This window comes from Plantactinospora sp. WMMC1484, assembly GCF_049315195.1.
Taxonomy (GTDB): Bacteria; Actinomycetota; Actinomycetes; order Mycobacteriales; family Micromonosporaceae; genus Plantactinospora.
This window is the reverse complement of the sequence record NZ_CP186055.1, coordinates 7,141,997-7,168,454: the sequence shown is the minus strand read 5'-3', so window position 1 is coordinate 7,168,454 and position 26,458 is coordinate 7,141,997. Positions and strand designations below refer to the sequence as shown.

23 protein-coding genes are annotated in these 26,458 nt (G+C 72.2%); 21 read left to right on the top strand and 2 right to left on the bottom strand.

Annotation, left to right across the window (positions count from 1 at the left end; translation table 11 throughout):
• Nucleotides 1–35: 35 nt before the first annotated feature.
• The 12 genes from ACN28C_RS30825 to gatA all read left to right on the top strand — a co-directional run bounded on the left by ACN28C_RS30825 (nt 36) and on the right by gatA (nt 14,979).
• Nucleotides 36–815: an electron transfer flavoprotein subunit beta/FixA family protein gene (locus ACN28C_RS30825; RefSeq protein WP_422770994.1), complete on the top strand. Its 780-nt coding sequence runs from the start codon at nt 36–38 to the stop codon at nt 813–815.
• A 28-nt stretch (nt 816–843) separates the two neighbouring features.
• Nucleotides 844–1,803, top strand: a complete 960-nt coding sequence (locus tag ACN28C_RS30820; RefSeq protein ID WP_422770993.1) for an electron transfer flavoprotein subunit alpha/FixB family protein — start codon at nt 844–846, stop codon at nt 1,801–1,803.
• A 189-nt stretch (nt 1,804–1,992) separates the two neighbouring features.
• Complete coding sequence (locus tag ACN28C_RS30815; protein ID WP_422770992.1) at nt 1,993–3,171, top strand: cysteine desulfurase family protein; 1,179 nt, start codon at nt 1,993–1,995, stop codon at nt 3,169–3,171.
• Nucleotides 3,172–3,213: 42 nt separating this feature from the next.
• Nucleotides 3,214–4,293 carry a tRNA 2-thiouridine(34) synthase MnmA gene (gene mnmA, locus ACN28C_RS30810; protein WP_422770991.1) on the top strand — a complete coding sequence of 360 codons (1,080 nt, stop codon included), beginning with the start codon at nt 3,214–3,216 and terminating at the stop codon, nt 4,291–4,293.
• Nucleotides 4,294–4,454: 161 nt separating this feature from the next.
• Complete coding sequence (locus ACN28C_RS30805) at nt 4,455–5,705, top strand: low temperature requirement protein A (RefSeq protein WP_422770990.1); 1,251 nt, start codon at nt 4,455–4,457, stop codon at nt 5,703–5,705.
• A gap of 27 nt (nt 5,706–5,732) precedes the next feature.
• Nucleotides 5,733–6,773 carry a methionine synthase gene (locus ACN28C_RS30800; RefSeq protein ID WP_422774877.1) on the top strand — a complete coding sequence of 347 codons (1,041 nt, stop codon included), beginning with the start codon at nt 5,733–5,735 and terminating at the stop codon, nt 6,771–6,773.
• Nucleotides 6,774–6,818: 45 nt separating this feature from the next.
• On the top strand, nt 6,819–7,193 hold the full coding sequence (locus ACN28C_RS30795; RefSeq protein WP_422770989.1) for a VOC family protein: 375 nt from the start codon (nt 6,819–6,821) through the stop codon (nt 7,191–7,193).
• A gap of 84 nt (nt 7,194–7,277) precedes the next feature.
• Nucleotides 7,278–8,357: an ADP-ribosylglycohydrolase family protein gene (locus ACN28C_RS30790; protein ID WP_422770988.1), complete on the top strand. Its 1,080-nt coding sequence runs from the start codon at nt 7,278–7,280 to the stop codon at nt 8,355–8,357.
• 130 nt (nt 8,358–8,487) lie between these two features.
• Nucleotides 8,488–10,620, top strand: coding sequence for an NAD-dependent DNA ligase LigA (gene ligA / locus ACN28C_RS30785; protein ID WP_422770987.1), 2,133 nt, complete (start codon nt 8,488–8,490; stop codon nt 10,618–10,620).
• A 176-nt stretch (nt 10,621–10,796) separates the two neighbouring features.
• Nucleotides 10,797–12,977, top strand: a complete 2,181-nt coding sequence (locus tag ACN28C_RS30780; protein WP_422770986.1) for a putative bifunctional diguanylate cyclase/phosphodiesterase — start codon at nt 10,797–10,799, stop codon at nt 12,975–12,977.
• A gap of 179 nt (nt 12,978–13,156) precedes the next feature.
• Complete coding sequence (gene gatC / locus ACN28C_RS30775) at nt 13,157–13,498, top strand: Asp-tRNA(Asn)/Glu-tRNA(Gln) amidotransferase subunit GatC (protein WP_422770985.1); 342 nt, start codon at nt 13,157–13,159, stop codon at nt 13,496–13,498.
• A 23-nt stretch (nt 13,499–13,521) separates the two neighbouring features.
• Complete coding sequence (gene gatA / locus ACN28C_RS30770) at nt 13,522–14,979, top strand: Asp-tRNA(Asn)/Glu-tRNA(Gln) amidotransferase subunit GatA (RefSeq protein WP_422774876.1); 1,458 nt, start codon at nt 13,522–13,524, stop codon at nt 14,977–14,979.
• Nucleotides 14,980–15,113: 134 nt separating this feature from the next.
• Here the strand turns inward: gatA and ACN28C_RS30765 are convergent, their stop codons facing one another.
• Nucleotides 15,114–17,534 (bottom strand): bifunctional glycosyltransferase/CDP-glycerol:glycerophosphate glycerophosphotransferase, encoded by a 2,421-nt coding sequence (locus tag ACN28C_RS30765; protein ID WP_422770984.1) that lies wholly within the window; start codon nt 17,532–17,534, stop codon nt 15,114–15,116.
• 211 nt (nt 17,535–17,745) lie between these two features.
• Here ACN28C_RS30765 and ACN28C_RS30760 point away from each other — a divergent pair, with 211 nt between their 5' ends.
• The 3 genes from ACN28C_RS30760 (at nt 17,746) to ACN28C_RS30750 (ending at nt 20,493) form a co-directional block, all read left to right on the top strand.
• A complete protein-coding gene (locus ACN28C_RS30760; protein ID WP_422770983.1) occupies nt 17,746–18,207 on the top strand; it encodes a hypothetical protein in 462 nt (153 codons plus the stop codon).
• A 138-nt stretch (nt 18,208–18,345) separates the two neighbouring features.
• Nucleotides 18,346–19,173, top strand: a complete 828-nt coding sequence (locus ACN28C_RS30755) for a DUF72 domain-containing protein (protein WP_422774875.1) — start codon at nt 18,346–18,348, stop codon at nt 19,171–19,173.
• 267 nt (nt 19,174–19,440) lie between these two features.
• Entirely contained in the window at nt 19,441–20,493 is a 1,053-nt protein-coding gene (locus ACN28C_RS30750) for a glycoside hydrolase family 5 protein (RefSeq protein WP_422770982.1), read from the top strand.
• Nucleotides 20,494–20,604: 111 nt separating this feature from the next.
• Here the strand turns inward: ACN28C_RS30750 and ACN28C_RS30745 are convergent, their stop codons facing one another.
• Entirely contained in the window at nt 20,605–21,843 is a 1,239-nt protein-coding gene (locus tag ACN28C_RS30745; RefSeq protein WP_422770981.1) for a CehA/McbA family metallohydrolase, read from the bottom strand.
• A gap of 152 nt (nt 21,844–21,995) precedes the next feature.
• Here ACN28C_RS30745 and ACN28C_RS30740 point away from each other — a divergent pair, with 152 nt between their 5' ends.
• From ACN28C_RS30740 to ACN28C_RS30715, 6 genes are all read left to right on the top strand, one after another.
• Nucleotides 21,996–22,319 carry a hypothetical protein gene (locus tag ACN28C_RS30740; RefSeq protein ID WP_422770980.1) on the top strand — a complete coding sequence of 108 codons (324 nt, stop codon included), beginning with the start codon at nt 21,996–21,998 and terminating at the stop codon, nt 22,317–22,319.
• 41 nt (nt 22,320–22,360) lie between these two features.
• A complete protein-coding gene (locus tag ACN28C_RS30735; protein WP_422770979.1) occupies nt 22,361–23,287 on the top strand; it encodes a WXG100 family type VII secretion target in 927 nt (308 codons plus the stop codon).
• 25 nt (nt 23,288–23,312) lie between these two features.
• Nucleotides 23,313–23,639 carry a YbaB/EbfC family nucleoid-associated protein gene (locus tag ACN28C_RS30730; RefSeq protein ID WP_422770978.1) on the top strand — a complete coding sequence of 109 codons (327 nt, stop codon included), beginning with the start codon at nt 23,313–23,315 and terminating at the stop codon, nt 23,637–23,639.
• A gap of 3 nt (nt 23,640–23,642) precedes the next feature.
• On the top strand, nt 23,643–24,272 hold the full coding sequence (locus tag ACN28C_RS30725; protein WP_422770977.1) for a hypothetical protein: 630 nt from the start codon (nt 23,643–23,645) through the stop codon (nt 24,270–24,272).
• Nucleotides 24,273–24,443: 171 nt separating this feature from the next.
• Complete coding sequence (locus tag ACN28C_RS30720; protein ID WP_422770976.1) at nt 24,444–25,721, top strand: sensor histidine kinase; 1,278 nt, start codon at nt 24,444–24,446, stop codon at nt 25,719–25,721.
• Nucleotides 25,718–26,401: a response regulator gene (locus tag ACN28C_RS30715; RefSeq protein ID WP_422770975.1), complete on the top strand. Its 684-nt coding sequence runs from the start codon at nt 25,718–25,720 to the stop codon at nt 26,399–26,401. Before ACN28C_RS30720 ends, ACN28C_RS30715 begins: the two co-directional genes overlap by 4 nt.
• Nucleotides 26,402–26,458: the final 57 nt, after the last annotated feature.

The window sequence follows — 26,458 nt, the reverse complement described above, 5'->3', positions numbered from 1 at the left end:
GAGATCGCCATTCACAGGAGGGTCGTCGTAGCGCGATGAACATCGTCGTACTCGTCAAGCAGGTGCCCGACTCGGGCGCGGACCGCAACCTGCGCAGTGACGACAACACCGTCGACCGGGGGTCGGCAAACAACGTCATCAACGAGATGGACGAGTACGCCATCGAGGAGGCGTTGCGGATCAAGGAGGCTTCCGGCGGTGAGGTGACCGTGCTGACCATGGGGCCGGAAAAGGCCGCGGAGTCGATCCGCAAGGCGCTGTCGATGGGGCCGGACAAGGCCGTACACGTGCTCGACGACGCCCTGCACGGCTCCTGCGCGGTGACCACCTCCAAGGTACTCGCCGCGGCACTCGGCCAGCTCGGCGCGGATCTGGTGCTCTGCGGCGCCGAGTCGACCGACGGCCGGGTCCAGGTGATGCCGCACATGCTCGCCGAGCGGCTCGGCATCGCCGCGCTGACCGGCGCCCGCAAGCTGACCGTCGACGGCGCCAGCCTGACGGTGGAGCGGCAGACCGAGGAGGGCTACGAGGTGGTGAGCGCCGCGACTCCGGCCGTGGTCTCGGTCTGGGACACCATCAACGAGCCCCGCTACCCGTCCTTCAAGGGCATCATGGCGGCGAAGAAGAAGCCGGTGCAGACGCTCTCCCTCGCCGATCTGGGCGTCGCCGCCGACGAGGTCGGCTTCGGCGGCGCCACCAGCACGGTGGTGGAGCACAGCCGCCGCCCGGCCCGGACCGGCGGCGAGCGCTTCACCGACGACGGCACCGGTGGGACGAAGCTGGTCGAGTTCCTCGCCGCCGAGAAGTTCGTCTGAGCGCGACCGGGAATCAGGAGGAATGATCATGGCTGAGGTTCTCGTCGTCGTCGAGGCCACTCGGGAGTTCGGCGTCAAGAAGGTCACGCTCGAACTGCTCACCCTCGCCCGTGAGCTGGGCACACCTGCCGCGGTGGTGCTCGGTGGCCCCGGCGCCGCCGCGGCGCTCGGCGACAGGCTGGGCGAGTACGGCGCGGAGAAGATCTACGCCGCAGAGCACGAGGAGATCGACGGCTACCTGGTGGCGCCGAAGGCGACCGTGCTGGCCGACCTGGTCCGCCGGGTCCAGCCGGCTGCCGTGCTCCTGGCGTCCAGCCAGGAGGGCAAGGAGATCGCCGCCCGACTGGCGGTCAAGTTGGACAACGGCGTCCTGACCGACGTGGTCGGGCTGGCCGCCGACGGCACCGCGACCCAGGTCGCCTTCGCCGGCTCGACGATCGTCACCTCCAGGGTGACCCGGGGCCTGCCGCTGGTGACCCTGCGACCCAACTCGGTGACCCCGAGCCCCGCCGCCGCCACCCCCGCCGTCGAGCAGCTCGACGTCGCGCTCGGCGACGCCGACCGGCTCGCCCGGGTCGTGAAGCGGGTGGCCGAACAGAAGGGGAGCCGGCCGGAGCTGACCGAGGCCTCGGTGGTGGTCTCCGGCGGGCGCGGCGTCGGCAACGCCGACAACTTCAAGCTGGTGGAGGAGTTGGCCGACCTGCTCGGCGGCGCGGTGGGCGCGTCCCGGGCCGCGGTCGACTCCGGCTTCTACCCACACCAGTTCCAGGTGGGCCAGACCGGCAAGACCGTCTCCCCGCAGCTCTACGTGGCCCTCGGCATCTCCGGCGCGATCCAGCACCGGGCCGGCATGCAGACCTCGAAGACGATCGTCGCGGTGAACAAGGACGCCGAGGCGCCGATCTTCGAACTTGCCGACTTCGGCGTGGTCGGGGACCTGTTCAAGGTCGTACCGCAGGCGGCCGAGGAGATTCGCAAGCGGCGCTGACCTCGCTACTGTGACCTCCGCTACCCGGCCGGGCCCCTCGCGGGGCGCCCGGCCGGGTTCCGTCGCTGGACAGGACGGAGTCGCAGGGCGCCGGCACGACAGGCTGCGCCGGCGCCGCCCCGTGACCGGCGGGATCCGCTCCCGGCGGCCCGGCGGGCGACCGCCACCCTGGCACTAGGCTGGACGCCGATGACATACCTGGATCACGCCGCCACCACTCCGATGCTCGACGAGGCGTTGGATGCCTACGTGGCGACCGCTCGTGAGGTCGGCAACCCGTCGTCGCTGCACGCCGCCGGCCGCGGTGCCCGGCGCCGGGTGGAGGAGTCCCGAGAGCGGGTCGCCGCCGCGCTCGGCGCCCGCCCCTCCGAGGTCGTCTTCACCGGGGGCGGGACCGAGAGCGACAACCTGGCGGTCAAGGGCATCTTCTGGGCCCGGCGGGCCGCCGACCCGGGCCGGACCCGGGTGGTGGCGAGCGCGGTGGAGCACCACGCCGTCCTCGACTCGGTCGAGTGGCTGGCCGCCCGGGACGGGGCGGCCGCGAGCTGGCTGCCGGTGGACCGGATGGGCCGACTCGACCCCGACCGGCTGGCTGCCGAACTCGGCGCACACGCCGACGAGATCGCCCTGGTCACCGCGATGTGGGCGAACAACGAGGTGGGCAGCGTCCAGCCGATCGCCGCGCTCGCCGAGGTGGCCGCCGCGTACGGCGTCCCGTTCCACACCGATGCGGTGCAGGCGGTCGGCCAGGTGCCGGTCGACTTCGCCGCCAGCGGGGTGGCCGCACTCACCGTCACCGGGCACAAGCTCGGCGGCCCCGTCGGGGTCGGCGCACTGCTGCTCGGTCGGGACGTCGCCTGCACGCCGGTGCTGCACGGCGGCGGGCAGGAGCGGGACGTCCGCTCCGGCACCCTCGACGCGGCCGGGATCGTGGCCTTCGCCGTCGCGGTCGAGACGGCGGTCAAGACCCAGCAGGAGTACGCGGCCCGGGTCGCCGCACTCCGCGACGACCTGGTGGCCCGGGTCCGGGAGGCGGTGCCGGAGGCGGTCTACAACGGCGAGCCGACCGACCGGCTCCCCGGCAACGCGCACTTCTCCTTCCCCGGCTGCGAGGGTGACGCCCTGCTGATGCTCCTCGACGCGCAGGGGATCGCCTGCTCGACCGGGTCGGCCTGCTCGGCCGGGGTGGCCCAGCCCTCGCACGTGCTGCTGGCGATGGGTGCCGACGACGACCGTGCCCGGTCGTCGCTGCGCTTCTCGCTCGGGCACACCTCGACCGCCGCCGACGTCGACGCACTGGTCGCCGCGCTCCCCGCAGTGGTGGAGCGGGCACGCCGCGCCGGGGCGGTCAAGTCCGCCCGGAGCTGACGGCTGCCGAGGGACCCTTCCTGACCGGCTACCCTCGTCAGGGTGAGGGTACTGGCAGCGATGTCCGGCGGGGTCGACTCGGCGGTGGCCGCCGCGCGCGCGGTGGAGGCCGGACACGACGTCACCGGCGTGCACCTGGCGCTGGCCCGCAACCCGCAGACGTACCGGACCGGTGCCCGGGGCTGCTGCACCCTCGAGGACTCCCGGGACGCCCGGCGGGCCGCGGACGTGCTCGGCATCCCGTTCTACGTCTGGGATCTGGCCGACCGGTTCCACGACGACGTGGTGGAGACCTTCGTCGCCGAGTATGCGGCCGGACGCACTCCGAACCCCTGCCTGCGCTGCAACGAGAAGATCAAGTTTGCGGCGGTGCTGGACCGGGCGGTGGCGCTCGGCTTCGACGCGGTGGTCACCGGCCACCACGCCCGGCTCGGCTCCGACGGGCTGCTCCGGCGCAGCGTCGACCTCGCCAAGGACCAGTCGTACGTGCTGGCGGTGCTCACCCGGGAGCAGCTCGACCGGTCGATCTTCCCGCTCGGCGACTCGACCAAGGCGCAGGTGCGCGCCGAGGCGGCCCGGCGCGGTCTCGCCGTCGCCGACAAGCCCGACTCGCACGACATCTGCTTCATCGCCGACGGTGACACCCGGCGGTTCCTCGCCGACCGGCTCGGCGAGGCTCCCGGCGAGATCGTCGACGCCCGCACCGGTGCCGTCGTCGGCGCGCACAGCGGGGCGTACGCGTACACGGTGGGGCAGCGCAAGGGGCTGTCGCTCGGCGTACCGGCCCCGGACGGCAGGCCCCGCTACGTGCTCTCGATCACCCCGACGACCAACACCGTGACGGTGGGCCCGGCCGAGGCGCTGGAGGTCGCCACGGTGACCGGTGAGCGTCCGGTCTGGACCGGCGGCGTGCGGCCGACCGGCCCGTTCGACTGCGAGGTGCAGTTGCGGGCGCACGGCCAGGTCGTGCCGGCGACGGTCCGGCTCGACGGCAGCACGCTGCGCGCCGAGCTGCGCGAGCCGGTCCGCGGGGTCGCGGCCGGCCAGGCGGTTGTGGCATACCGGCCCGATCCGGCCGGTGACATCGTGCTCGGCTCCGCCACCATCAGCGTCGCCGCCTGACCGACCCGTTCCGGCGCGGAGCCCTCGGCGCCCGGGAAGGCTGCGCCGGGGAAGGCTGCGCCCGGGAAGGCCCGACGGTTGCCGGCGAAACTCCTCGTCGGCGGAGGTCGAGGCGCCGTCGCATGGTACGAATAAGGTGCGTACCAGGCAAGGCGGACGAATTGGCGGAAGAGCAGCGGCCGGAACGGCCGGGACCGGAACGGCTGCTGCGACGCCGTGCCCACTCCCGGCAGGCGTCCTTCCTCGAACTCTTCTTCGACCTGGCCTTCATCGTCTCGTTCGCCCTGCTCTCGGCCCGACTGGTCGAGCACCTCACCTGGCGCAACGCCGGGCAGACGGCGATCCTGCTGGCCGCCATCTGGTGGATCTGGATCGCCACCGCCTGGTCGACCGACTGGTACGACCCCAACCAGCCCCTGATCCGGGGACTCGTCCTCGGCGTGATGGTGGCCGGACTCCTGATGAGTGCCGCCATACCGCATGCGTACGGCTCGTTCGGTCTGGTCTTCGCCGGGACGTACGCGCTGATCCACCTCGGCCGGGCCGCACTGCTGCTCCCTGCGCTGCGGGGGCACCCGATCCAGCGGCGGAGCGCGGTGGTCGCGATCTGGTTCGGGCTCTCCGCGATCCCCTGGATCGTCGGTGGAATTCTCACCGGGCCGATGAGAGTGGTCTTCTGGGTGGTGGCGATCCTGATCGACTATGCCGTCGCCTCCCAGGGCTGGCCGGTGCCATGGCTCGGGCGGGTCTCGCCGGCCCAGATACGGGTGGTCGGCGAGCACCTCTCCGAGCGGTACCGGCAGATCTTCATCGTGGCGCTCGGCGAGGTCATCCTGGTCAGCGGGCTGACCTACACCCGGGAGGGGTTGGGCGTCCTGCGGATGCTGGCGTTCGTCGTGGTCTTCTTCAACGCCGTCCTGATGCTCTGGATGTACTTCGTGCCGGTCAGCGGGTGGCTCGGCGGGGCGATCGAGCGCAACCAGCCCCGGGGCGGGGTCTACGCGGCGTACTGCCACGCGATCATGATCGCCGGAGTGGTGCTCACGGCGGTCGGCGCCGAGATAATGATCATGCATCCGGTCGGCGAGGCGCGGACCTCCTGGTCGCTGGCGATCGTCGGTGGTGCGGCGCTCTTCCTGGTCGGACGGATCCTGATGGGCCTGCTGGTCTACGCGCATCCGGTCTGGCGCAGCGGAGGGGCGGTGGTGCTGATCCTCGCCAGCACACCGGGCCTGGTCCGGCTCCCGCCCCTGGCGGTGGGCGCGGTCGTCCATGTCATCCTGCTGGGCCTGGTCCTGGTCTACCTCTACGCCGGCGGCAGCCACGTCGACAAGCGCGAGGCCGAGCGGCAGCGGGACGAACGGGTACGGCAGGAGGAGCGGGCGGAGATGGATCCGCCGGCGCCGGGGTAGCCTGCCGGCGTGACCGATCGAGAGCAGATGGCGGAGCCGGTGCGGGAGCCCGGACCGGCCTGGCCGTGGCCGGCCGGGGCGGCGAGCGGGATCGGGTCGATGCCCGGCAGCGACGTCGCCGAGGCGCAGCGGGTCGTGCTCGGCGAGCTGCCGGTGCCGCACCTGCCCGAGCTGCCTGCCCGGGGGCCCGGCGCCGATCTGGTCGGCCGAAGCGCCGGCCTGCTGGTCGAGCTCCCCGTCGAGCTGTACGCGGCCCGCTGGCGGATCGCGGGCCGGCCGGGTCGGGACCTGCGCCGCGCCCTGGACCTGCTGGAACGCGACCTCGACCAGATGACCGAGCAGGCCGGCGAGTTCACCGGAACTTTCAAGATCCAGGCGGCCGGCCCGCTCACCCTGGCGGCCGAGATCGAGCTGCCGGTCGGTGGCCGGATGCTCCGGGACCCGGGCGCGGTCCGGGAACTCACCGAGTCGCTCGCCGAAGGGCTGCGCGGGCATGTGGCGCAGGTCCGCCGCCGGCTGCCCCGGGCCACGGTGCTGCTCCAACTGGACGAGCCGGCGCTGCCGGCCGTACTGGCCGGGCGGGTCCGGACCGAGAGCGGGCTGGGAGCGTACCGGGCGGTCGAGTCGGGTACCGCGACCGGGCTGCTCCGGGGCGTGGTCTCGGCGGTCGACGCGCCGGTCGTGCTGCACTGCTGCGCCCCGGACGTACCGCTGGACCTGATCCGGGCCAGCGGCGCGGTTGCGGTCGCGCTCGACCTGGCCCTGCTGGACCGCCTCGACCCGGTCGGCGAGGCGATCGACGCCGGGCTGGGCCTCTTCGCCGGTGCCGCGCCGACGCTGCCGCCGCCGGACCGGGGCGGGCCGTCGTCGAACGGGCGCGCGCCCTCGTCGGCACAGGTCGCCGATCGGGTACGCCAGCTCTGGGACCGGCTCGGCTTTCCCCGGGCCCGGCTCGCGGAGCAGGTCGTGGTGACCCCGGCCTGCGGGCTGGCCGGCGCCACCGACGACTACGCCCGTACCGTCCTCACGGCCTGCCGGGACGCCGGCCGGCGACTCGCCGAGGAGTAGGTTTCAGTAGGTTTCCTGTCGTAGGTGGCGGGCAGGATGTGCCGCATGATTGGTCAACTCCGCACCGTCGTGATCGACTGTCCCGATCCGCGGGCCCTGGCCGGCTTCTATTCCGAGCTGCTCGGGTTGCCCGTCGACGATCGTGGCGCCGACGACGAGGACGGCTGGACGGTGCTCGGCGGCGAGCCCGGGCAGCACCCCCGGCTCGCCTTCCAGCGGGCGGTCAACCTTCGGGAGCCGCGCTGGCCCGACCCGGACCGCCCGCAACAGTTCCACCTGGATGTCACGGTCGACGAGATCGAGGCAGCCGAGGCCAAGGTGCTGGCGCTCGGCGCCACCCGGCTGCCCGGCTCGGGCGAGAGCTGGCGGGTCTACGCCGATCCGGTCGGCCACCCGTTCTGCCTCTGCTGGGACGACTGAGTACCGGAGGTCCCGCCCGACGGCAGCCGGGCCGGCCGGCCGAGGGATTGTCGGCGCGGGACCGCCTCCGGGAGGATGGCCGCCATGGACGATCCGGCTGCCGTGCCGACCGCTTCCGCCGCCTTACCGACCGGCTCAGCCGCCGCGACCGGCTCAGCCGCCGCGATCCGTTCCGCCCTGGCCTCCGGGTCGCTCTTCGGGCTGGCCTACGGCGACGCCCTCGGGGGGCCGACGGAGTTTCTGTCGGTGGCCGAGATCCGGCGACGCTACGGTCCGGGCGGTCCGCGTGACCTGGTCGGGCAGCCGGCCCGGGTCACCGACGACACCCAGTTGGGGCTGGCGGTCGGCTGGGCGTTGCACGACGCCGGTCAGGCGACCACCCCCGAGGTGCTGGAGCCGCTGCTCCGGCGGCGCTTCGTGGCCTGGGCCCGGAGCCCGGAGAACGACCGCGCTCCTGGGATGACCTGCCTGCGGGCCTGCGCCGGACTGGCCGAGGAGATGCGCTGGCAGGAGGCGACGGTGGCCGGCTCCAAGGGCTGCGGCGCCAACATGCGGGTCACTCCGGTCGGCCTGGTGCCCGGCTACGATCTGGAGACCCTTGCCGGGATCGCCCAGTTGCAGGCCGGGCTGACCCACGGCCACCCGACCGGGCTGGCCGCGAGCGAGCTGACCGCGTACGCGGTTCGGGTGCTGCGCGACGGCGCCGCGCCCACCGACCTGCCCGACCTGCTGCGTGACCGGGCCGAGCGGCAACGCGGCATCTACCGGGCGGAGTGGCTCGACGACCTCTGGCGGCAGCCCGACACCGACGACCCGGTGACCTTCATCGGGCAGGGTTGGGCCGAGTGCCTGACCGCGCTCGACCGGCTCGACGCCGCGTTGGCGCGGCCGGATGACGGCGCCGACCCGTGCGAGGCCACCGGGGCGGGCTGGGTCGCCGAGGAGGCTCTGGCCACGGCCCTGCTCTGTGCGGTCCGGCACGCCGACGAGCCGGTCACGGCCCTGGCGCGCGCCGCCACCACCTCCGGCGACTCCGACTCCATCGCCTGCCTGACCGGTGCCTTCCTCGGCGCCGCGTACGGGATGGCGGCCTGGCCCGCCGGCTGGCGCGACCACATCGAGTACGCCGACCAGCTCGGCACCCTCGGCGCGGCCTGGGACTGAACCCCCACCGCACCGCACTTGTTGATGAGCCGTTAGGAAGGGGCCCTTCTTCTACAGAAAGCGATAACGGGGGGCCCTTCCTTGCACCTTCGGGCGGTTACGGTGGCGGGAGGTTCGAGGAGGTCAGGAAGTGTCCGAGGAAGCGATCCCGCAGCAGGTCAGCCGCGAGCAGGAGGCAGCGGCCGGCGAGGAGCCGACGGCCGAGGCGCGGGACCGGCACGCCGAGCTGAGCACCGAGATCACCGATCATCAATACCGCTACTACGTGCTGGACGCGCCGATCGTCTCGGACGCGGAGTTCGACGCGCTGCTGCGTGAGCTGGAGGCCCTGGAGGCACGCTATCCGGCGCTGCGTACCCCGGAGTCGCCGACCCAGCGGGTCGGCGGCACCTTCTCCACGCTCTTCACGCCGGTGCCGCACATCGAGCGGATGATGTCGCTGGACAACGCCTTCACCCGGGAGCAGTTGACCGCCTGGGTGCAGCGGGTCGAGCGGGACGCCGGTGAGGCGGTCGACTTCCTCTGCGAGCTGAAGGTCGACGGGCTGGCGATCAACCTCACCTACGAGCGCGGCCGGCTGGTCCGGGCCGCCACGAGGGGCGACACCCGGATCGGCGAGGACGTCACCGCCAACGTACGCACCCTCAAGGAGGTGCCGGAGCGGCTGGCCGACGGCACCGGGGCCGTTCCCGAGCTGCTGGAGGTGCGGGGTGAGATCTACTTCCCGGTGGCGGCCTTCGCCGACCTGAACGCGGGGCTGGTCGAGCAGGGAAAGGCGCCCTTTGCCAACCCGCGCAACGCGGCGGCGGGAAGCCTACGGCAGAAGGATCCGAGGATCACCGCAAGCCGGCCGCTGCGGCTGGTCGTGCACGGGCTGGGGGCGCGGGAGGGGTTCGCGCCGGTCGCCCAGTCCGAGGCGTACGCGGCGCTGCGCGGCTGGGGGCTGCCGACCAGCGACCGCTGGCGGGTGGTGCCGGACCTGGACGGGATCGAGGAGTACATCGACCACTACGCCGCGCACCGGCACGACGTCGAGCACGAGATCGACGGCGTGGTCGTCAAGGTCGACCCGGTGGCGGTCCAGGGCCGGCTCGGCTCGACCAGCCGGGCACCCCGCTGGGCGATCGCCTTCAAGTACCCGCCCGAGGAGGTCACCACCGAGCTGCTCGGCATCGAGGTCAACGTCGGCCGGACCGGCCGGGTGACCCCGTTCGCCGAGTTGCGGCCGGTGAAGGTGGCCGGCTCCACCGTGGCCCGGGCCACCCTGCACAACGCGCACGAGGTGGAGCGCAAGGGCGTGTTGATCGGCGACACGGTGGTGGTCCGCAAGGCCGGCGACGTCATCCCGGAGGTGCTGGGGCCGATCGTGGAGCTGCGCCCGGCCGGCGCCCGGGCGTTCGTGATGCCGGAGCAGTGCCCGGCCTGCGGCACCCCGCTGGCGCCCTCCCGGGAGGGCGACGTCGACATCCGCTGCCCGAACGCCCGGAGCTGCCCGGCGCAGCTCCGGGAGCGGATTTTCTATCTGGCCGGCCGGGAGGCGCTCGACATCGAGGTGCTCGGCTTCAAGGCGGTGGGCGCGCTGCTCGACGCCGGGGTGATCGGCGACGAGGGCGACATCTTCGACCTGGACGCCGAGCGGCTCTCCCGGGTGCCGTTCTTCGTCCGCAAGGACGGCACGCTGGGGCGCAACGCGGAGAAGCTGCTGGAGAGTCTGGCGGCGGCGAAGGACCGGCCGCTGTCCCGGGTGCTGGTGGCGCTCTCGATCCGGCACGTCGGCCCGACCGCCGCCGAGGCGCTGGCCCGGGAGTTCGGCTCGGTCGCGGCGATCGAGGCGGCCGGCGAGGAGGAACTGTCGGCGGTGGACGGTGTCGGCCCGACGATCGCGGTCAGCCTGCGGGAGTGGTTCGACGTGGACTGGCACCGCGAGGTGGTGCGCAAGTGGACCGAGGCTGGCGTACGGATGGCCGAGGAGCGGGTCGAGGTGGGACCGCGCCCGCTGGAGGGGCTCACCGTGGTGGTGACCGGGACGTTGTCGGCGTACACCCGGGACCGGGCGGCCGAGGAGGTGCGGATCCGGGGCGGCAAGGTCAGCGGATCGGTGTCGAAGAGGACCGACTTCGTGGTGGTCGGCGACAACCCGGGTTCGAAGGCGGAGAAGGCCGCCGCGCTGAAGGTGCCTATGCTCGACGAGGCCGGCTTCGCCGCGCTGCTCGCCGAGGGGCCGGAGGCGGCGGGTAGGCTCGTAATCAGTGACAACCAGTAATTGAGTCATCAGCGTTATGTAACGAAATCGATTGGTCGAGATGCGGCGTATTTCAAGTTAGTCACGACTAGACCCGATTCGCGTCTGTCGCCTCCGTGCGACCCGGGTCGGGGCGTTTCATGGGAGACACGCCGCGCGGCACTGGCCGCGCCCTGACCGAGAGGCCGGGAGGTCCCATGGAGGCCGCCGCGCTGCGGAACTCCGTCCCTCCAGATCGGACGGCGCCGTTCTTCGGCTTCGTCTGGGCGGTCGTGGCCCTGGCCGCCGGGGTCTCCGCCGGGTCGCTGCTCGCCCTCCCCGGCGACCTGACCCGGCTGCCGCTGGCATTCTGGCTGATGGCGGCGCTCGCGGTCAGCTTCGACGCCCGCCCGTTCAGCCCGCACGCCGAGCGGCGCAGCATGTCCGTCTTCCCGTCGATCTGCTTCACCTTCGCCATCGCCCTGGAGTGGGGTCCGGGCCCCGCCATCGCCGTGCAGGCCGCCGCCGTGCTGGTCTCCGGCTGGCGGATGCGGTACGCGCCCTGGCGCACCGTCTTCAACATCGCCCAGTACGCCTGCGCGCTCGTCGCCGCCGACGCCGCCGTCCGGCTCGCCCCCGGTGGCGGCTTCGGGCTGGCGGGCCGGCTCCGGCCGCTCGACGTCGTCGTCGCGGTCGGCGCGGCGGGTGCCTGGCTGACCGTCAACCACGGGCTGGTCGCCACCGCCGTCCGGCTGCGCTTCGGTGGCCGGTGGTGGAGCCGGATCCGGCAGGGTCTCGGCTTCGAACTGCTCGCCACCGGATCGCTGCTGCTGCTCGGCCCGGTGCTGGTCGCCGCCGCCCGGACCAGCCCGGCGCTGGTGCCGATGATGGTGTTGCCGCTCTACGCGGTCTCCCGGATGGCCCGGCTCTCCGCCGAGCGGGAGCAGCTCGCCCGGCGGGACCCGCTGACCGGGCTGGCCAACCGCGAGGCGCTGCGCGCCGAGGTGACCGAGCAACTGGCGATGCACGCCGAGCCGGCCGGCCGGGAAGGGCTGGCCGGACGGGAGGGGCCGGGCGGCCACCTGGCGCTGCTCCTGCTCGACCTGGACCGCTTCAAGCACGTCAACGATGCCCTCGGGCACGCCGTCGGGGACCGGCTGCTGGTCGAGGTCGCCGCCCGGCTGACTGCGGCGGTACGCCCGCCGCACGTGATCGCCCGGCTCGGCGGGGACGAGTTCGCCATCCTGGCCACCCGGCTCGACGGGGTGGCCGGCGCCCGGCAGGTCGCCGACCGGGTGGTCGCGGAGCTGACCGACCCGGTGCCGCTGGACGGGCTGCCGCTGGACGTCGGCGGCTCCATCGGAATCGCCCTCTACCCCGAGCACGGCGACGACTTCGCCACCCTGATGCGCCACGCCGACGTGGCGATGTACGACGCGAAACACCGGGGCGACCCGGTCGCCGTCTACGCCGCCGAGTCCGACCACAACTCGGCGGAGCGGCTGAGCCTCCTGGCCGACCTGCGCCGGGTCCTGGAGGGCGGTGCCGACGACGCGGGGGAGATCACCCTCTACTACCAGCCCCAGGTCGCGATCGCCACCGGCGAGGTGGTCGGGGTGGAGGCGCTGCTGCGCTGGCGGCACCCCCGGCGCGGCATGGTCGACCCCGAGGAGCTGATCCGGGTCGCCGAGCAGAGCGCGGTGATGCGGCTGTTGACCCGCCGGGTCGTCGACGACGTGGTGGAGCAGCTCGCCAAGTGGTCCGCCGCCGGGCTGGAGCTGCGGGCGTCGGTCAACGTCAGCGTCCGCGACCTGCACACCGGGGAGATCGTCGACCAGATCGCGGAGCGGCTGCCCGAGTACGGCGTACCGCCGTCGCGGATCCAGCTGGAGCTGACCGAGGGGGCGCTGATGGCCGACCCGCGCCGGGTGCTGGCCACCATCTCCCGGCTGGACCGGCTCGGGGTGGCGATCTCGCTCGACGACTTCGGCACCGGGTACTCGTCGATGCAGCACCTGCGCCGGCTGCCGCTGGCCGAGGTGAAGGTCGACCGCTCCTTCGTACTCGGGATGGTGTCCGACGCCGACGACGCGGCGATCGTCCGGTCGATGATCGAGTTGGCCGGCGCCCTGGGGTTGCGGGTCGTCGCCGAGGGGGTGGAGGACGAGCGCACCTGGCGGCTGCTGCACGCCGCCGGCTGCGAGACCGCACAGGGCTGGTTCTTCGCCCGGCCGATGCCGGCGGAGGACCTGGTCACCTGGCTGGCCCGGTACCGGCCGGTCAGCCCGACCACCCAGCTAGGCATGGGCGGGGAGGTCGCCGGCAGCCCGCCGGAGGCGGCGGGCCGACCACGCCCGGCGGCCGACGCGGCGGGACGGCTGCATCCGAGCGTGGAGTGAACGGGCCGGCGGCGGCGCGCCGGAAGCGGCTTCGGGGGAGTCGGAGGCGGCACGGGTCGGGGTCACAAATAGACTCGCTCAGGTCACGGCGCGCGTGCCACGCCGCGCCGGGAAGTCGACGGCGAGAGCTGCTGCTGTCCAGCCCGCCGCGTAGACGTCACCGCACGAAGGGGGCACCGATGTCCGCCATCTCCCGCGAGGAGGTCGCGCACCTGGCGCGACTGTCGCGGCTCGCCGTCACCGAGGAGGAGCTGGAGACCTTCGCCGGCCAGCTCGACGTGATCCTCCAGGCCGTCGCGCGGGTGGGCGAGGTGGCCGCCGCGGACATCCCGCCGACCTCCCACTCCGTGCCGCTGACCAACGTGCTCCGCGACGACGTGGTGGTGCCGGGCCTGACCCGGGACGAGGCGCTCTCCGGGGCGCCGGACAGCGAGGAGGACCGGTTCCGGGTGCCGCGCATCCTGGACGAGGACGAACCGCCCAGCCCGCGCGGCGAGGGCGCGGCGGAAGGGAACGGGTGACCACCGTGGCTGACGTGACCAGGATGACCGCGACCGAGATCGCGGCCCTCATCGCCGGCGGCGAGGCGTCGGCGGTCGAGGTGACCCGGGCACACCTGGACCGGATCACCGCCGTCGACGAGCGGGTGCACGCCTTCCTGCACGTCGACACCGACGGCGCGCTGGCCGCCGCCCGCGAGGTCGACGCGAGGCGCGCCGCAGGGGAGGAGCTGGGGCCGCTGGCCGGGGTGCCGGTGGCGGTCAAGGACGTGCTCACCACCAGGGGCGTGCCGACCACCGTCGGCTCGAAGATCTTGGAGGGCTGGCGTCCGCCGTACGACTCGACGATCGTGCGCCGGTTGCGCGAGGCCGGCACGGTGATGCTGGGCAAGACCAACATGGACGAGTTCGCGATGGGCTCCTCCACGGAATACTCGGCGTACGGGCCGACCGGCAACCCGTGGGATCTGGGCCGGATTCCGGGCGGCTCCGGCGGCGGCAGCTCGGCCGCGCTGGCCGCGTACGAGGCGCCGCTGGCGATCGGCTCGGACACCGGCGGCTCGATCCGGCAGCCGGGCGCGGTGACCGGCACCGTCGGGGCGAAGCCCACCTACGGCGGCACCTCCCGATACGGACTGGTCGCCTTCTCGTCGTCGCTGGACACCCCCGGCCCGTGCGCGCGCACGGTGCTGGACGCGGCACTGCTGCACGAGGTGATCGGCGGGCACGACCCGCGCGACTCCACCTCGATCCCGGCCCCGGTGCCGGACGTGGTCGCCGCCGCTCGGGCCGGTGCCAGCGGCGACCTGACCGGGGTGAAGGTCGGCCTGGTCGCCGAGTTCTCCGGCGAGGGTGCCGAACCGGGCGTGATGGCCGCCTTCCGGGACGCGGTCGACGCGCTGACCAAGCTCGGCGCCGAGATCGTCGAGGTCTCCTGCCCGCACTTCCAGTACGCGCTGCCGGCGTACTACCTGATCGCCCCGAGCGAGTGCTCCTCCAACCTGGCCCGCTTCGACGGGGTGCGGTTCGGGCTGCGGGTCGGCGACGACGGCAACCGGGGTCTGGAGGAGGTCATGTCGCTGACCCGGGACGCCGGCTTCGGCCCCGAGGTCAAGCGGCGGATCATGATCGGCACCTACGCCCTCTCGTCCGGCTACTACGACGCCTACTACGGGCAGGCGCAGAAGGTGCGTACCCTGATCACCCGCGACTTCACCGCCGCCTTCGCGCAGGCCGACGTGCTGATCTCGCCGACCACGCCGTTCGTGGCGTTCCCGTTCGGCTCGCGGACGTCGGATCCCTACCAGATGTACCTGGCCGACCTCTTCACCATCCCGACCAACCTCTACGGCGGGCCGGGCATCTCGGTGCCGTGCGGGCTGTCGGAAGGGCTGCCGGTCGGGTTGCAGATCATGGCGCCGACGATGGCGGACGACCGGATGTACCGGGTCGGTGCCGCGCTGGAGTCGGTGATCGGCACCCTCACCCCGCCGGAACTCTAGGCGGCCGGTCCGCAGCCTGCGACAGGGCCAGACCTTGACGATCTCTTGCACCTCCCGCTACAAGAAGTCGTCAAGATCTGGGGCCGGCCTCACCAGGTCAGGTCAGGAGAGTGCCTTGTTGCGCATGCTGATGATCAGCGCGGCGGCTCCGAGGCGGCGGGGACGGTGCCGGAGTACCAGCGGACGGAGGGGCCGATGAGCGCATCCGGTTCCGCGGACCGGTCCGGGACGCCGCCGTGGGCGGGCGTGGGCGGGTCCGGCAGGTCGGCGCCGTCGAGTTCCGTGACGTCGTCGTCGACGGTCGGCGGGTCGGGCAGCTGCGTGTCGTCGGCGACGGAGCGCATCTCCGGCAACTGTCCGGCGGAGACCACCGGTACCGCCGCCCCGGTCGTCGGGGGAGCCGGCAGGGGCTCACCGAGGAAGACCCGGCGAACCACCCGCTCCGCCGCCCGACCGTCGTCCAGATAGCAGAAGCGCTGCCGGAACACCTTTCTGGCCGAGGCCGCCCGCTCGCCGTAGACCTCGCCGGAGCGGAAGAGCTCGACCAGTTCCTCCTCGGTACGGGCTGCCACCCCCGGCCCCTCCGCGAACACGTCGAGGTACGCCCCCCGGCTGGTCCGGTAGGTGTCCCAGTCCGCCGCGAAGATCACCAGCGGTCGGTCCAGCACCGCGTAGTCGAACATCACGGAGGAGTAGTCGGTGATCAGCACGTCGGCGGCGAGATAGATGTCCTCGACCCGGGGATGATCGCAGAGGTCCCGGATCCGGGGATGGTCGCCGGCCACGATGGTGCGGTCGAAGTGGTGCACCCGGACCAGCAGCACCGTCTCGGGGGAGAGCTGGTCGGCGAAACGCCCGACGTTCAAGAGGGCGTCGCTGCCGAACTCGTAGTCGCGGTACGTCGGCAGGTACGCGACGGCGAGCTGCCCCGGCGCCAGCCCGAGCCGCTCCCGGGCCGCCGCGACGTCCTCACCGGTGGCGTTGGCGAGCACGTCGTTACGCGGGTAGCCGGTTTCCAGGGTCTCGTAGCCGCACGGGTAGGCCCGCTCCCAGATCTCGGTGGTGTAGGCGTTCGGGCTGATGCTGTAGGTCCAGCGGTCGCAGCGCTCCAGCAGCCAGTCCATGTTCATCCCCCGGATGCCGGCGGGGAACTTCAGCTGGTCGACCCCCATCGCCTTCACCGGGGTGCCGTGGTTTGTCGACAGGTGCACCGCGCCGGGCCGCTTGACGACCCAGCCGGGGTAGTTGACGTTCGAGACCAGGTGTCCGGCTCGGGCGAGGGCTCGGAGGTGTCGGAGCGTGCCGATCGTCACCGTCTCGACGCCGGACGGCACGGCCTGCTCCTGTCCCGGCTTGACCTCCCACACGCCCCGGACGTCGGGGGCCAGCTCGGCCATCTTCTCGTAGATCGCCGCCGGGTTGCAGCCGTAGCCCTTGCCCCAGTACGAGGAGAAAACCGCCAGCTTCTGGTCGAGCGGCCGGTGGGTCTGGAGCCGGTAGTAGAGCATCCTGAGCCGGGTGCGCAGCCGGACCACCTGCTGCACCTTCCTCAGCTGGCTTCCGATGCGGCGGCGCAGCCGGAGGATCGTCCGCAGCGCCAGCCAGGGTGCGTAGCCGCGGCGGGCGACGAGGAGATGCTTGACCCGGCCCCGCCCGCCCGGCCTCGCGTAGCCGGCGGCGGGCAGGTGCCGGGCGTATGCCTTTGCCAGCGCCGCGAAGAACTCCCGCTGCTGGGAGCGGGCGACCCGTTCCGGGTTCTCCAGGACGAGCAGGCACTGGAACATCATTCGTTCGAAGACCAGGGTCCGGAACGGCGCTGCGCGTTCACCGATGCCGTCGAGCTGCGCGAACAACCGGTCGTACTGGTCGAAGACCTCGAAGTGCCGGTAACCGGGGGTGGAGGTGATCGCACCGCGACGGCGCTGTCGGTAGTAGACGCAGACGCGTTCGAGCACGGTGATCCGGTCCGCGAGGATCAGCACCGGAAAGCCGACCGGAACGTCCTCGTAGAGGCCGGTCGGAAAGGCGATCTCGTGCCGGACGAGAAAGTCGCGCTTGAAGATCTTGTTCCAGGCGACGTGGAACAGCTTGATCATGTTGGGGTGCTCGGCAAGCGTGAAGACCGTCGGCAGCGCCTCGGCGCGGACCAGGTTCGTCAGGGTGCTGTGCCGGCTGCTGTTGTTCCACCAGACCTTGGCGTAGTCGACCACCAGCACGTCCGGCTCCGCCGCGCGTAGCCGGTCCGCCACGGCGGCGAGTGCGCCGGGCGCGATCCAGTCGTCGCTGTCGACGAACCAGACGTACTCGCCCGTCGCATGGCGTAACCCGACGTTGCGCGCCTCACCCAGGCCGACGTTCTCGGTCAGGTGTACCACGCGGAGCCGGCTGTCGCGGGCGGCGTACTCGTCGAGAATCGCTCCACAGTGGTCTGGAGAGCAGTCGTCCACGGCGATCACTTCGATGTCCGTGAAGCGTTGCCGCAGGATCGAGTCGAGGCAGTCGCGGAGGTATGCCTGGACCCGGTAGACGGGGAGGACAATGGTCAGCAGGGGCATCTGACGGGCACCTTTCTGGGCCCGGCCACCCTCGCCCAATCCGGCTACCGGCCCGTCACGGTTACGTGAACGTTGTGTGACGGCAAACATGGATAAGACGCCCGATGACGTACAGGTGAACGGCGTGGCGGGACCGGTCATACCCGCCCGCTGATGCAGAACCTGCCATAGGGTCGGCGTGCAGTGGTCGGTCCACGAACGGGAGACGGCAATGCCGCACGGCACCATCGATCTGGCCGACGACGAGCAGATTGACTCACTCTCCGAACTGGTGATGACCTGGGGGCGGGGCTGGGCCGTCTCCCGGGGGACGCCCGCGCCGGTCGAGGTGCCCGGCGGCTTCCGGGTCGAGGTGGGTTCGCCAGGTCATCGGGTACGCCACGTGCTGCACACCTACGACGCCGACTCGCTCGGCCGGCTGGCCCGAGAGCTGACCGCCCCGGGCCACTGGATCAAGGCAGTTGGCGACCCGGCGGAGTTCCGCTCCGCCCTGCCCGACGGATGGACTGCGGCCTGGGTCGGGCACCTGATGACTGTCGGGTTCCGCGCGGAGCCGGTCGAGCCGCCGGCCCCGTACACGATCGAGGTCCAGACCGGGCACGACGGCGATCTCGTCGTCGCGACGGTGCGCGATGGCACCGGAGCAACGGCGGCATCCGGTGGAGGCCGATAGCTTCGCCACCCTCGACTGTCCCGTGTGACAGCCGCGGAGCGATCGGGACAGGACACTGAGCCGTATACGGTACGTGGGTCGTGGTGGTCGGTCCGGTGGGAGGGGCGGAGGAAGGTGCGGCTGTACGTGGGGTGCGCGATGTGGACGCTGAAGGCGTGGCAGGGGCGTTTCCTGCCGCACCCGTCCCCGGCGCACGAGCGGTTGCGCCACTACGCCGGCTGGTGCAACGCGGTCGAGGGGAACACGACGTTCTACGCGACGCCGGCCCGGGAGACCGTGGTGTCCTGGGCACGGCAGACCGATCCCGACTTCCGGTTCGTGGTCAAGCTGCCGAAGGTCGTCACCCACGAGCGCCGGCTCACCGATGCGGACGAACCGCTCCGGGTCTTTCTCGACGCGATCGAGCCGCTCGGCTCCCGGGCGCACGCCCTCTGGATCCAGTTGCCGGGCTCGTTCGGGCCCGCCGATGTCGGCGCACTCGCCCGATTCCTGCGCCGCCTGCCCAGCGCCTACAGGTACGCCGTGGAGGTCCGCCACCCCGCCTTCTTCACCGAGCCGGCCGCGACGGCGCTGCTCGAAGGCGTGCTCACCGAGGCGGCGGCCGAATGGGTGCCCTTCGACACCACCGCGTTCTTCCGGGATCCGCCGGCCAGTGACGCCGAGCGGGACGCCTGGACCAAGAAGCCGCGCGTGCCGCGCCGGTCGGACGCGTTGACCGACCGGCCGATCATCCGGTATCTCGGCCGGGACGACGACGCGCGGACAGTCGAGGGCTGGCAGCACTGGGTCGAGGTCGCCGCGGGATGGCTGCGCGAGGGACGCTCCCCGAGCGTCTTCATCCACACCCCGGACAACTCCGGGGCGCCCGCGCTCGCCCGGCGCTTCCATGCCGAGGTGCGGGCCCGGGTGCCGGGCGTCGAGCCGCTGTCCGAGCCGCTGCCGGTCGAGCCCCTCACCCTCTTCTGACCGCACGTCGACCGCCGCGGAGGGGCCGGGAAGCGCTCGGGGCGGTTCGTATGTTCGGGTGTGACTGTTTTTGATCGAGTTGGTTCGATAAATCGCGCGGCCGTGCACAACAGATTAGAAAGATGTTGCTGGGGTGTTGCGGCCGCCGGCGCGAGCGTCTCCAGTCCGAGTCGGCGCACCGGTGTACCAGGCGGGCAGCCATGCGCAGGCGAGATGGCACGGATCCGCCGTATCCGGTGACAGGATCCCCCGAGGAAGGACGAGACATTGACGACCCAACACGACGAGGCATCGACGACCCGTCGGCGATCACCCGGTCGCGTCTTCATCAGCGCCCTGGCAGCCCTGACGCTGATTCCGCTCGGCGCCGTCGGCGGAGCGGCGCCGGCCAGCGCTGCCACCAACCAGTTCAGGGGCATGAACTGGGCCGTGCTGGGTGACAACTTCAGCACCGGCCCGCTCGTCGTGCAGGGGCTGAGTCAGTCCGACAGCAACGCGACGGTGCGGGCCAAGGCCAACGCCCTCTACGACGACATGGCGGCCATGGGGGTCAACACCGTCCGGCTGCCGATCAACACCCACACCGTCGGCACGACGTGGTGGAACAACTATCGGGGCGCGATCGACGCCGCCACCGCCCGCGGCTTCAAGGTCATCCTCGCCTACTGGGAGGACGGCGCCGCCTCCGGCGGTAGGATCACGAACCTCGCCGCGTGGAACACGATGTGGTCCCGCGTGACCAACACCTACGGCTCGAACACCAACGTCTACTTCGAGCCGATGAACGAGCCACACGGCTACAGCTCGGCCGACTGGCGCAACGTCGCCGCGAACTGGCTCAGCTACCACTACTCGGCGGTGCCCGGTCGGGTGCTCATCGGCGGCACCGGCTACAGCCAGGACCTGCGGGACGTCTGCAACGACAGCCGCTTCAACGGCACGCTGCTCTCCTTCCACCACTACGCCTTCTTCTACAGCGCGATGACGTACGACGCCTTCCGGAGCCACATCCAGACCCGGCTCGGGAACTGCGCCTCCCGCGCGGTCGTGACCGAGTACGGTGCGCCGATGTCCACCGGCCTCAACTACGCCGACGCGAACAGCACCGACAACTTCGTGCGGCACATCCGCGCCGTCACACAGGTCATGCGGGACAACCGGATGGGCGGCACCTACTGGCCCGCCCTCGGTGGCAAGCCCGGCAGCTCCGGTTACGACTGGTACTCGATGTTCGCCTTCAGCGGCAGCGGCACCAATCTGAACCTGACCGTCCGCAACGCCTCCGGCCGGGACCGTGTCCGGTACGGCTGGGGACTGTAGGTCGTTCACGACTGATCGCAGAACTCGCCGTACCACGCGCCCCCGGCGCCGAGCTTCGTGCGCGGTGCCGGGGGCTTCGTGGGCGCCGACCGCCAGCGCCGGACCGACCGGTCAGGGCTGGAGGAACCAGGGACTCGTGTACGCCACACCCCAGTCGTTGCACGGGTGGTTCGCCGGTCCGGGGCTGCCGTTCGGCTGGCTCGGGTCGGAGACGCGCAGCACCACCCAGTGCCCGTCGGCGATGTCCAGCGGCACAGTCAACTGGACGACGCCCCGGCCGGCCTCGACGTCGACCACCTGCGGCACCACCGGGGCGGAGGTGCCGGGTCGGAGGACCTGGATCTTCAACGGCTTGCCCACCCAGTCGGGTCCCCGGTCGAGGTCGACCGAGAAGGTGACGTCGGCCCGGCTCACCGGCAGGACTCCGCCCATCCGTACCCCGTTGGCGGTCGCGTCGAGGCGCAGCCCGGAGACGCGGGTGGCGAAGAAGCGGCGAGCCCGCATCGCGGCCAGCACCTCCTGCCGGGTGTTCTGGGTGACCCAGAGGCCGGTCCGGCCCTTGCCCTCCGGGAAGCCCCAGTTGGTGCCGTGCTCGTCGGAGACCCCGGTGAGGCCGGGCCGCCAGCCGGCGTTGAGGCAGGCGACCAGTGGGGAGCTCTGGCCGCTGCCCCAGCCGTCGAAGAGGTAGTCGTCGCCCCGGTTGAACATCTCCAGGCCGATCATCGGCTCGCGGGCCCCGGCGACGTACCGGAAGTTGTCGAAACGGCCCACCTCCCGGCCGGGGTGGTTGAAGCCGGCGACCCCGCCCGAGCTGCCGACCCAGCTGTAGAGCCGGCTCATGTTCGACGACTGGAGCAGGTCGGTGTAGTTGCCGGTGAACCAGACGTTGACGTGCCCGAGCAGCGGGTGCGACCACTCGAAGCCCCGGATCGCGGTGTACTGGCCAGGGTCGTCGGCGGCGTCGGCCAGTTGGCCGGTGCGGTCCCACTCCGAGCGGGAGAGTCCCTCGATCGAGAAGAGCGTGCTGTGGTCGGTGAGTGCGGCGACATCCAGCCCGGCGTCCCGCATCGAGGCGAAGGCCAGCGCCGGGTCACCGTCACCGTCGGACATCAGAGTGTGGTTGTGCAGGTCGGCGTGGACCAGCGTGGTGCCCTGGGTGATCAGGGACGCCCGGGACGCGCCGGTGCCCGGCGCCTGGTGCGGCCCGGCCGCGAGGCCGGTTTCGCCCGCGTACGCGGTGCCGGGGGCGGCGGCGAGGGTCAGCAGTCCGCCGGCGGCCGCGATCAGCGTACGCCGGCTCGTGCCGGAGTGGGTGTGGGTGTGCCCGGTGTCGGCAGGGGTGGAAGTCATGCGGGACAGTGCATATGGTTGCCGGCAACACGGAGATAGCCGCAGTTGACCGGGCGGTTAAGACTCTCGATCGACCAGTCGACCGGCCGGCGGCTCGCCCGCTCGCGGTGGGCGGGCAGTTTCCGGCGTCCTGATCCACTAGGGTGCCGTGCATGACTGGCGGTTCAGGCGACGGGTTCACGGTAGACCCGACAGCGCTGGAGGCGTTCTCCAAGACCAGCTTTGCCCGAGCGGACGACTTCGACGAGATCCGTGGCCGGCTCCGCGACGGTGCCGTCGGGCGTTCCTCGTTCGGCATCATGCCCGCCTCCTTCACCCTCTACGACCAGTACGAGTCGTGTCTGGACGAGTGTCTCCAGGCCCTGGCGGACGGCGTCGAGGTGATGGAGGTGATCGGCGACGCGGTCATCGCCGAGCGGGACGCGTACCTGAACAGCGACGTCGCCGCGCAGGGGCGGTTCGGCGCCGGTGGCTGACCGTCCACAGCCCAGACCATCCGGAAACGACAGGAGGCCGAGTGTCGACCGTCGCGCTCGAACGCAGCAAGACCTACTTCGAGCAGTTCGTCGGCTCCGTGCCGGAACCGCTCCAGGGTTTCACCCGGACCGTGCTCTCCCCCTTCGAGCAGCTTCTCGAGCAGGTCGCCGGTGACCCCGACGACCTGATGCGGGGCGCGGAACGCTGCCTCGCCGCGTCGCAGGACGTGCTCGGCATCGCGGCCCAGCAGCAGGCCGACCGGGCAGCGCTCCAGCCGCCGGCCTGGGGCGGCCCCGCGCAGCAGGCGTTCCAGACCGGACTGGCCAACGTCGAGGAGACCGTCCGGCAGCTCGCCGAGGGGCTGAACGCGGCCAAGGAGGTGCTGGTCGAGGCGGCCAACGCGGCCGTCGACGCGTTCAACCTGCTCTGTGAGCTGATTTTCGAGTTCCTCGTCGCCTTCCTGATCGAGGCGATCATCGCCGCCGCGGCGGCGTTCCTCAGCTTCGGCGCGTCGATCGCCGCGTTCGTCGTACGCTGGCTCGCCCGGCTGGCGATGACCCTGGGCCGGGGCGCCCGGATCGTCAGCAGGCTCGTCCGGGTTCTGGTGAAGCTGGCCCGCAAGCTGGACGACGTCAAGGCGCTGCTCACCCGCTACCGTCAGCGGGTGATGGAGTTGCGCAAGCTCAAGAAGGAGTACGCCATCTGGAAGCAACAGGGGCGTACCGCACAGGGCCGTGCCATCATGGCGGAGCATGCTCTCAAGGTCGGTGTGCCCCGCTTCGTCTTCAACCAGATCTCGCCGGTCAACCTGAGCGGCAAGGGCGGTGCGGCGCTGGACACCGCAGTCGGGATCCATGACATCTCGGACGGCCGGAAGGATCGCAACTACGCGACCGACGGCACCTATCGGGAGGACATCGGCCCCTACACGAAGAGCGTGCAGAATCTGATCGACTCGGTGGGCTGACCGGACGAGGGCAGGAGAGGACGACGTGGAATATCCCGCGCTGGACCGGCTGGAGCAGCTCGCGAACAGCCTGGACGGCCTGCAGTTCCAGCTCAACCGGCGAATCGAGGAGCTCCAGGCGGAGCCGCTCGAACTGGAGAGCGAGAGCGGTGCCGTACGGGTGGCGGTCGACCACGGCGGTCGGGTGGACCGGGTCGACATCACCTCGCGGGGCATGCGGTACAGCCCGGACCAGCTCGGCGCGGAGATCACCGGGACCATCCGGCGGGCGCAGCGGGAGGCGACCCGGCGGTTGCAGGACTCCATGCGGGAGGTGCTGGGCAGCGCCGCCGACGACTATCCGCTGGGCTGACCCGTGGGCACCGACCACCGCCATCGCTACGCCGACGCGGTCACCAGCAAGCTCGACCCGGGTGAGGCGATCCTCGCGCTGAGCGAGGCGAAGCGCCCGCACGGCCCGGCTCCGGACCCGCCGCCCCTGCCGCCGGAACCGGCCCCCGGCGACGGGGCGAAGGTCGCCGGGGCAGGGCTGGCCGATGTCGTGCTCAGCGGTGTCGAGGCGGTCGACAACCTCGGCGGCGGCGGCCCGACCGACTGGCTGATCCGATCGCTGTTCGGGCGCGCCGCGCACGGCAGGACCGACTCGGTCGCTGCCGGCTACGCACGCGCGGTGCCGACGGACGACCGGCTGCTGGTGGTCGTCACCGACCGGCGGCTGCGGGTCTTCCGCGTCGGCCGCAACACCACCGAGGTGCGCCCGTTCGGCGTGCCGGCGAAGCCGGTGGTGGCGGCGAAGCTCAAGCCACTGTGGTCGGTGCGGCGTTCGGAGGTCGCCGACGCGCGGCGGCGCTGGCACCGGCTGCACGGCGCCCGGCTCCGGGTCACCTTCCGGGACGGCTCCTGGCTGGAAGTGACGGGCCCGCTCTGCCTGGGCCGCCGCCGGGCCGGCGAACTGCGCGACGCCCTCGCCGGCCGTGCACCATAGCCGGCGTCGGCCGGATACCCCGTCCGGTGTAGGTCCTGCTCCAACCGAGCAGGTAACGACGTCGGCCGAGGGCTGACGCGGCGGCGTTCCGTACCGCCTACCGTCGGTGTCATCGCCCCCGCGCCGCCACGGCGGCCGGCCGGGCGAGCACTCGTCGGGGAGGAGACCAGGATGACAGCGGCCGAAACGCGACCACCGGGCCCGGCCGGTGGATCCGCCGTCCACCGTCAGCCCTGGGACACTCTCTCCCTGGCCGGCCTGACCCTGATCGGCGTCCCGGTCGGCACCGCCGTGGCCGGTGCGCCGATCACTCACGCGGGCACGTGGCCGGTGGCCGCCTGGCTCGCCCTGTTCCTGCTGCTCCGCCGTCGTTGGCCGGTGGCGACGCTACTCGCCAGCCTGGCGGTGATCATCGCGTTCCGGGCGGCCGAGCTGACCGGGGCCGGCTGGGCCTGGCCCGCCACGGTGATCTTCTTCCTGGTGGCGGCCGACGACAACCCTCGCCGGCACGGCCTGCGCTGGGCGGTCGGTGCCGGCCTGTTCCAACTGACCTTCGCGGTCAACTGGCAGTGGACGGTCGAGGGTCAGGATCCGCAACGGGCGATCGGTGAGATCGGCGGGGAGGCGCTCGGCCTGGCCCTGACGATCGCGGTCGCGGTCGCGTACCGGAACTGGTTGCGTTGGCGCGTCGAACTCGCCGCCGGACTGGCCCGCGCCGAGCAGGAACGCCGGCTGGAGGCGGGGCGCCGGGCCGCTGAGGAACGGTTGCAGATCGCGCGCGAGCTGCACGACGTGGTGGCGCACACGCTGACCGTGGTGGGCGTGCAGTTGCGGGTGGTGGACGAGGCGCTGGACGACTCCACCGACGAGGCGCGGGCTGCGCTGCGTACCGCCCAGGAAGTCCGGGCCACGGCGGTGGCCGACCTGCGGTCCCTGATCGACGTGCTGCGCGGCCCGGGTGCGCCGCCCGACGCGGGCGGCGCACCGGCGCCGCAGGCCGACCTGGACGGCCTCGCCGAACTCGCCGCCCGGACCCGGGCCAGCGGGCTGGTGGTCGTCCTCGACGTCACCGGGGATCCCGGCACGCTGACCGCGCCGGTGGCGTTGGCCTGCTACCGCGTGATCCAGGAGGCACTGACCAACACGGTGAAGCACGCGGGCGCCAGGCGGGTCACGGTACGGCTCGAGATCGACGCCCGCTCGGTACGGCTGGACATCGTCGACGACGGCACCCGCCGGACAACCGACGAGAGCACCCGCCGGACAACCGACGATGGCGCCGGCCGGGTCACCGTCGGCGGCAGCGGCCCGGCCGCCGCGCAGGGGCACGGCATCGCCGGGATGCGGGAACGGGTCGCCGCACTCGGCGGCACCTTCACCGCGGGGGCGGTCGAGGGCGGCGGGTACGCGGTGCGGGCGACGATACCTGTGGCAGGCTTCCGGCCGTGACGATCCGGGTACTCCTCGCCGACGACCAGTCCCTGGTGCGGGCCGGCTTTCGCAGCCTGCTCGCCCGGGGCCGGGAGATCGAGGTGGTGGGGGAGGCGGCCAGCGGCGACGAGGCGGTCCGGCTCGCCCGTGCCCTGCACCCGGACGTGGTGCTGATGGACATCCGGATGCCGGGCCTGGACGGCCTCGCCGCCACCGGGCGGATCGTCGCCGATCCGGCGACGTCGGGCTGCCGGGTCGTCATCCTGACCACCTTCGAGACCGACGAGTACGTCTTCGCCGCGCTGCGGGCCGGGGCCAGCGGGTTCCTCAGCAAGGAGATCGAACCGGCACAGTTGCGCCAGGCGGTCGCGGTCGTGGCCGCCGGCGAGGCGCTGCTCTCGCCGAGCGTCACCCGCCGGGTCATCGAACAGTTCGCACACCGCCCGGTGGCGGCGACCGACACCGGGGCACGGCTGGCGGTGCTGACCGACCGGGAACGCGAGGTGCTCCGACTGGTCGCCACCGGCCTTTCCAACAAGCAGATCGCCGGGCGGCTCTTCATCAGCCCGCTCACCGTGAAGACCCACATCACCCGGGCGATCGCCAAGCTGGCCGTCCGGGACCGGGTGCAGTTGGTGATCCTGGCGTACGAGACCGGTCTCGTACGCCCCGGCGCCGCACCGGATCCGCCGGGTTGACCGGCCGGAGCAGCGACTAGGCTTGCAGGGTTCTGTCCGGATGCCGCCGGGGGGCCG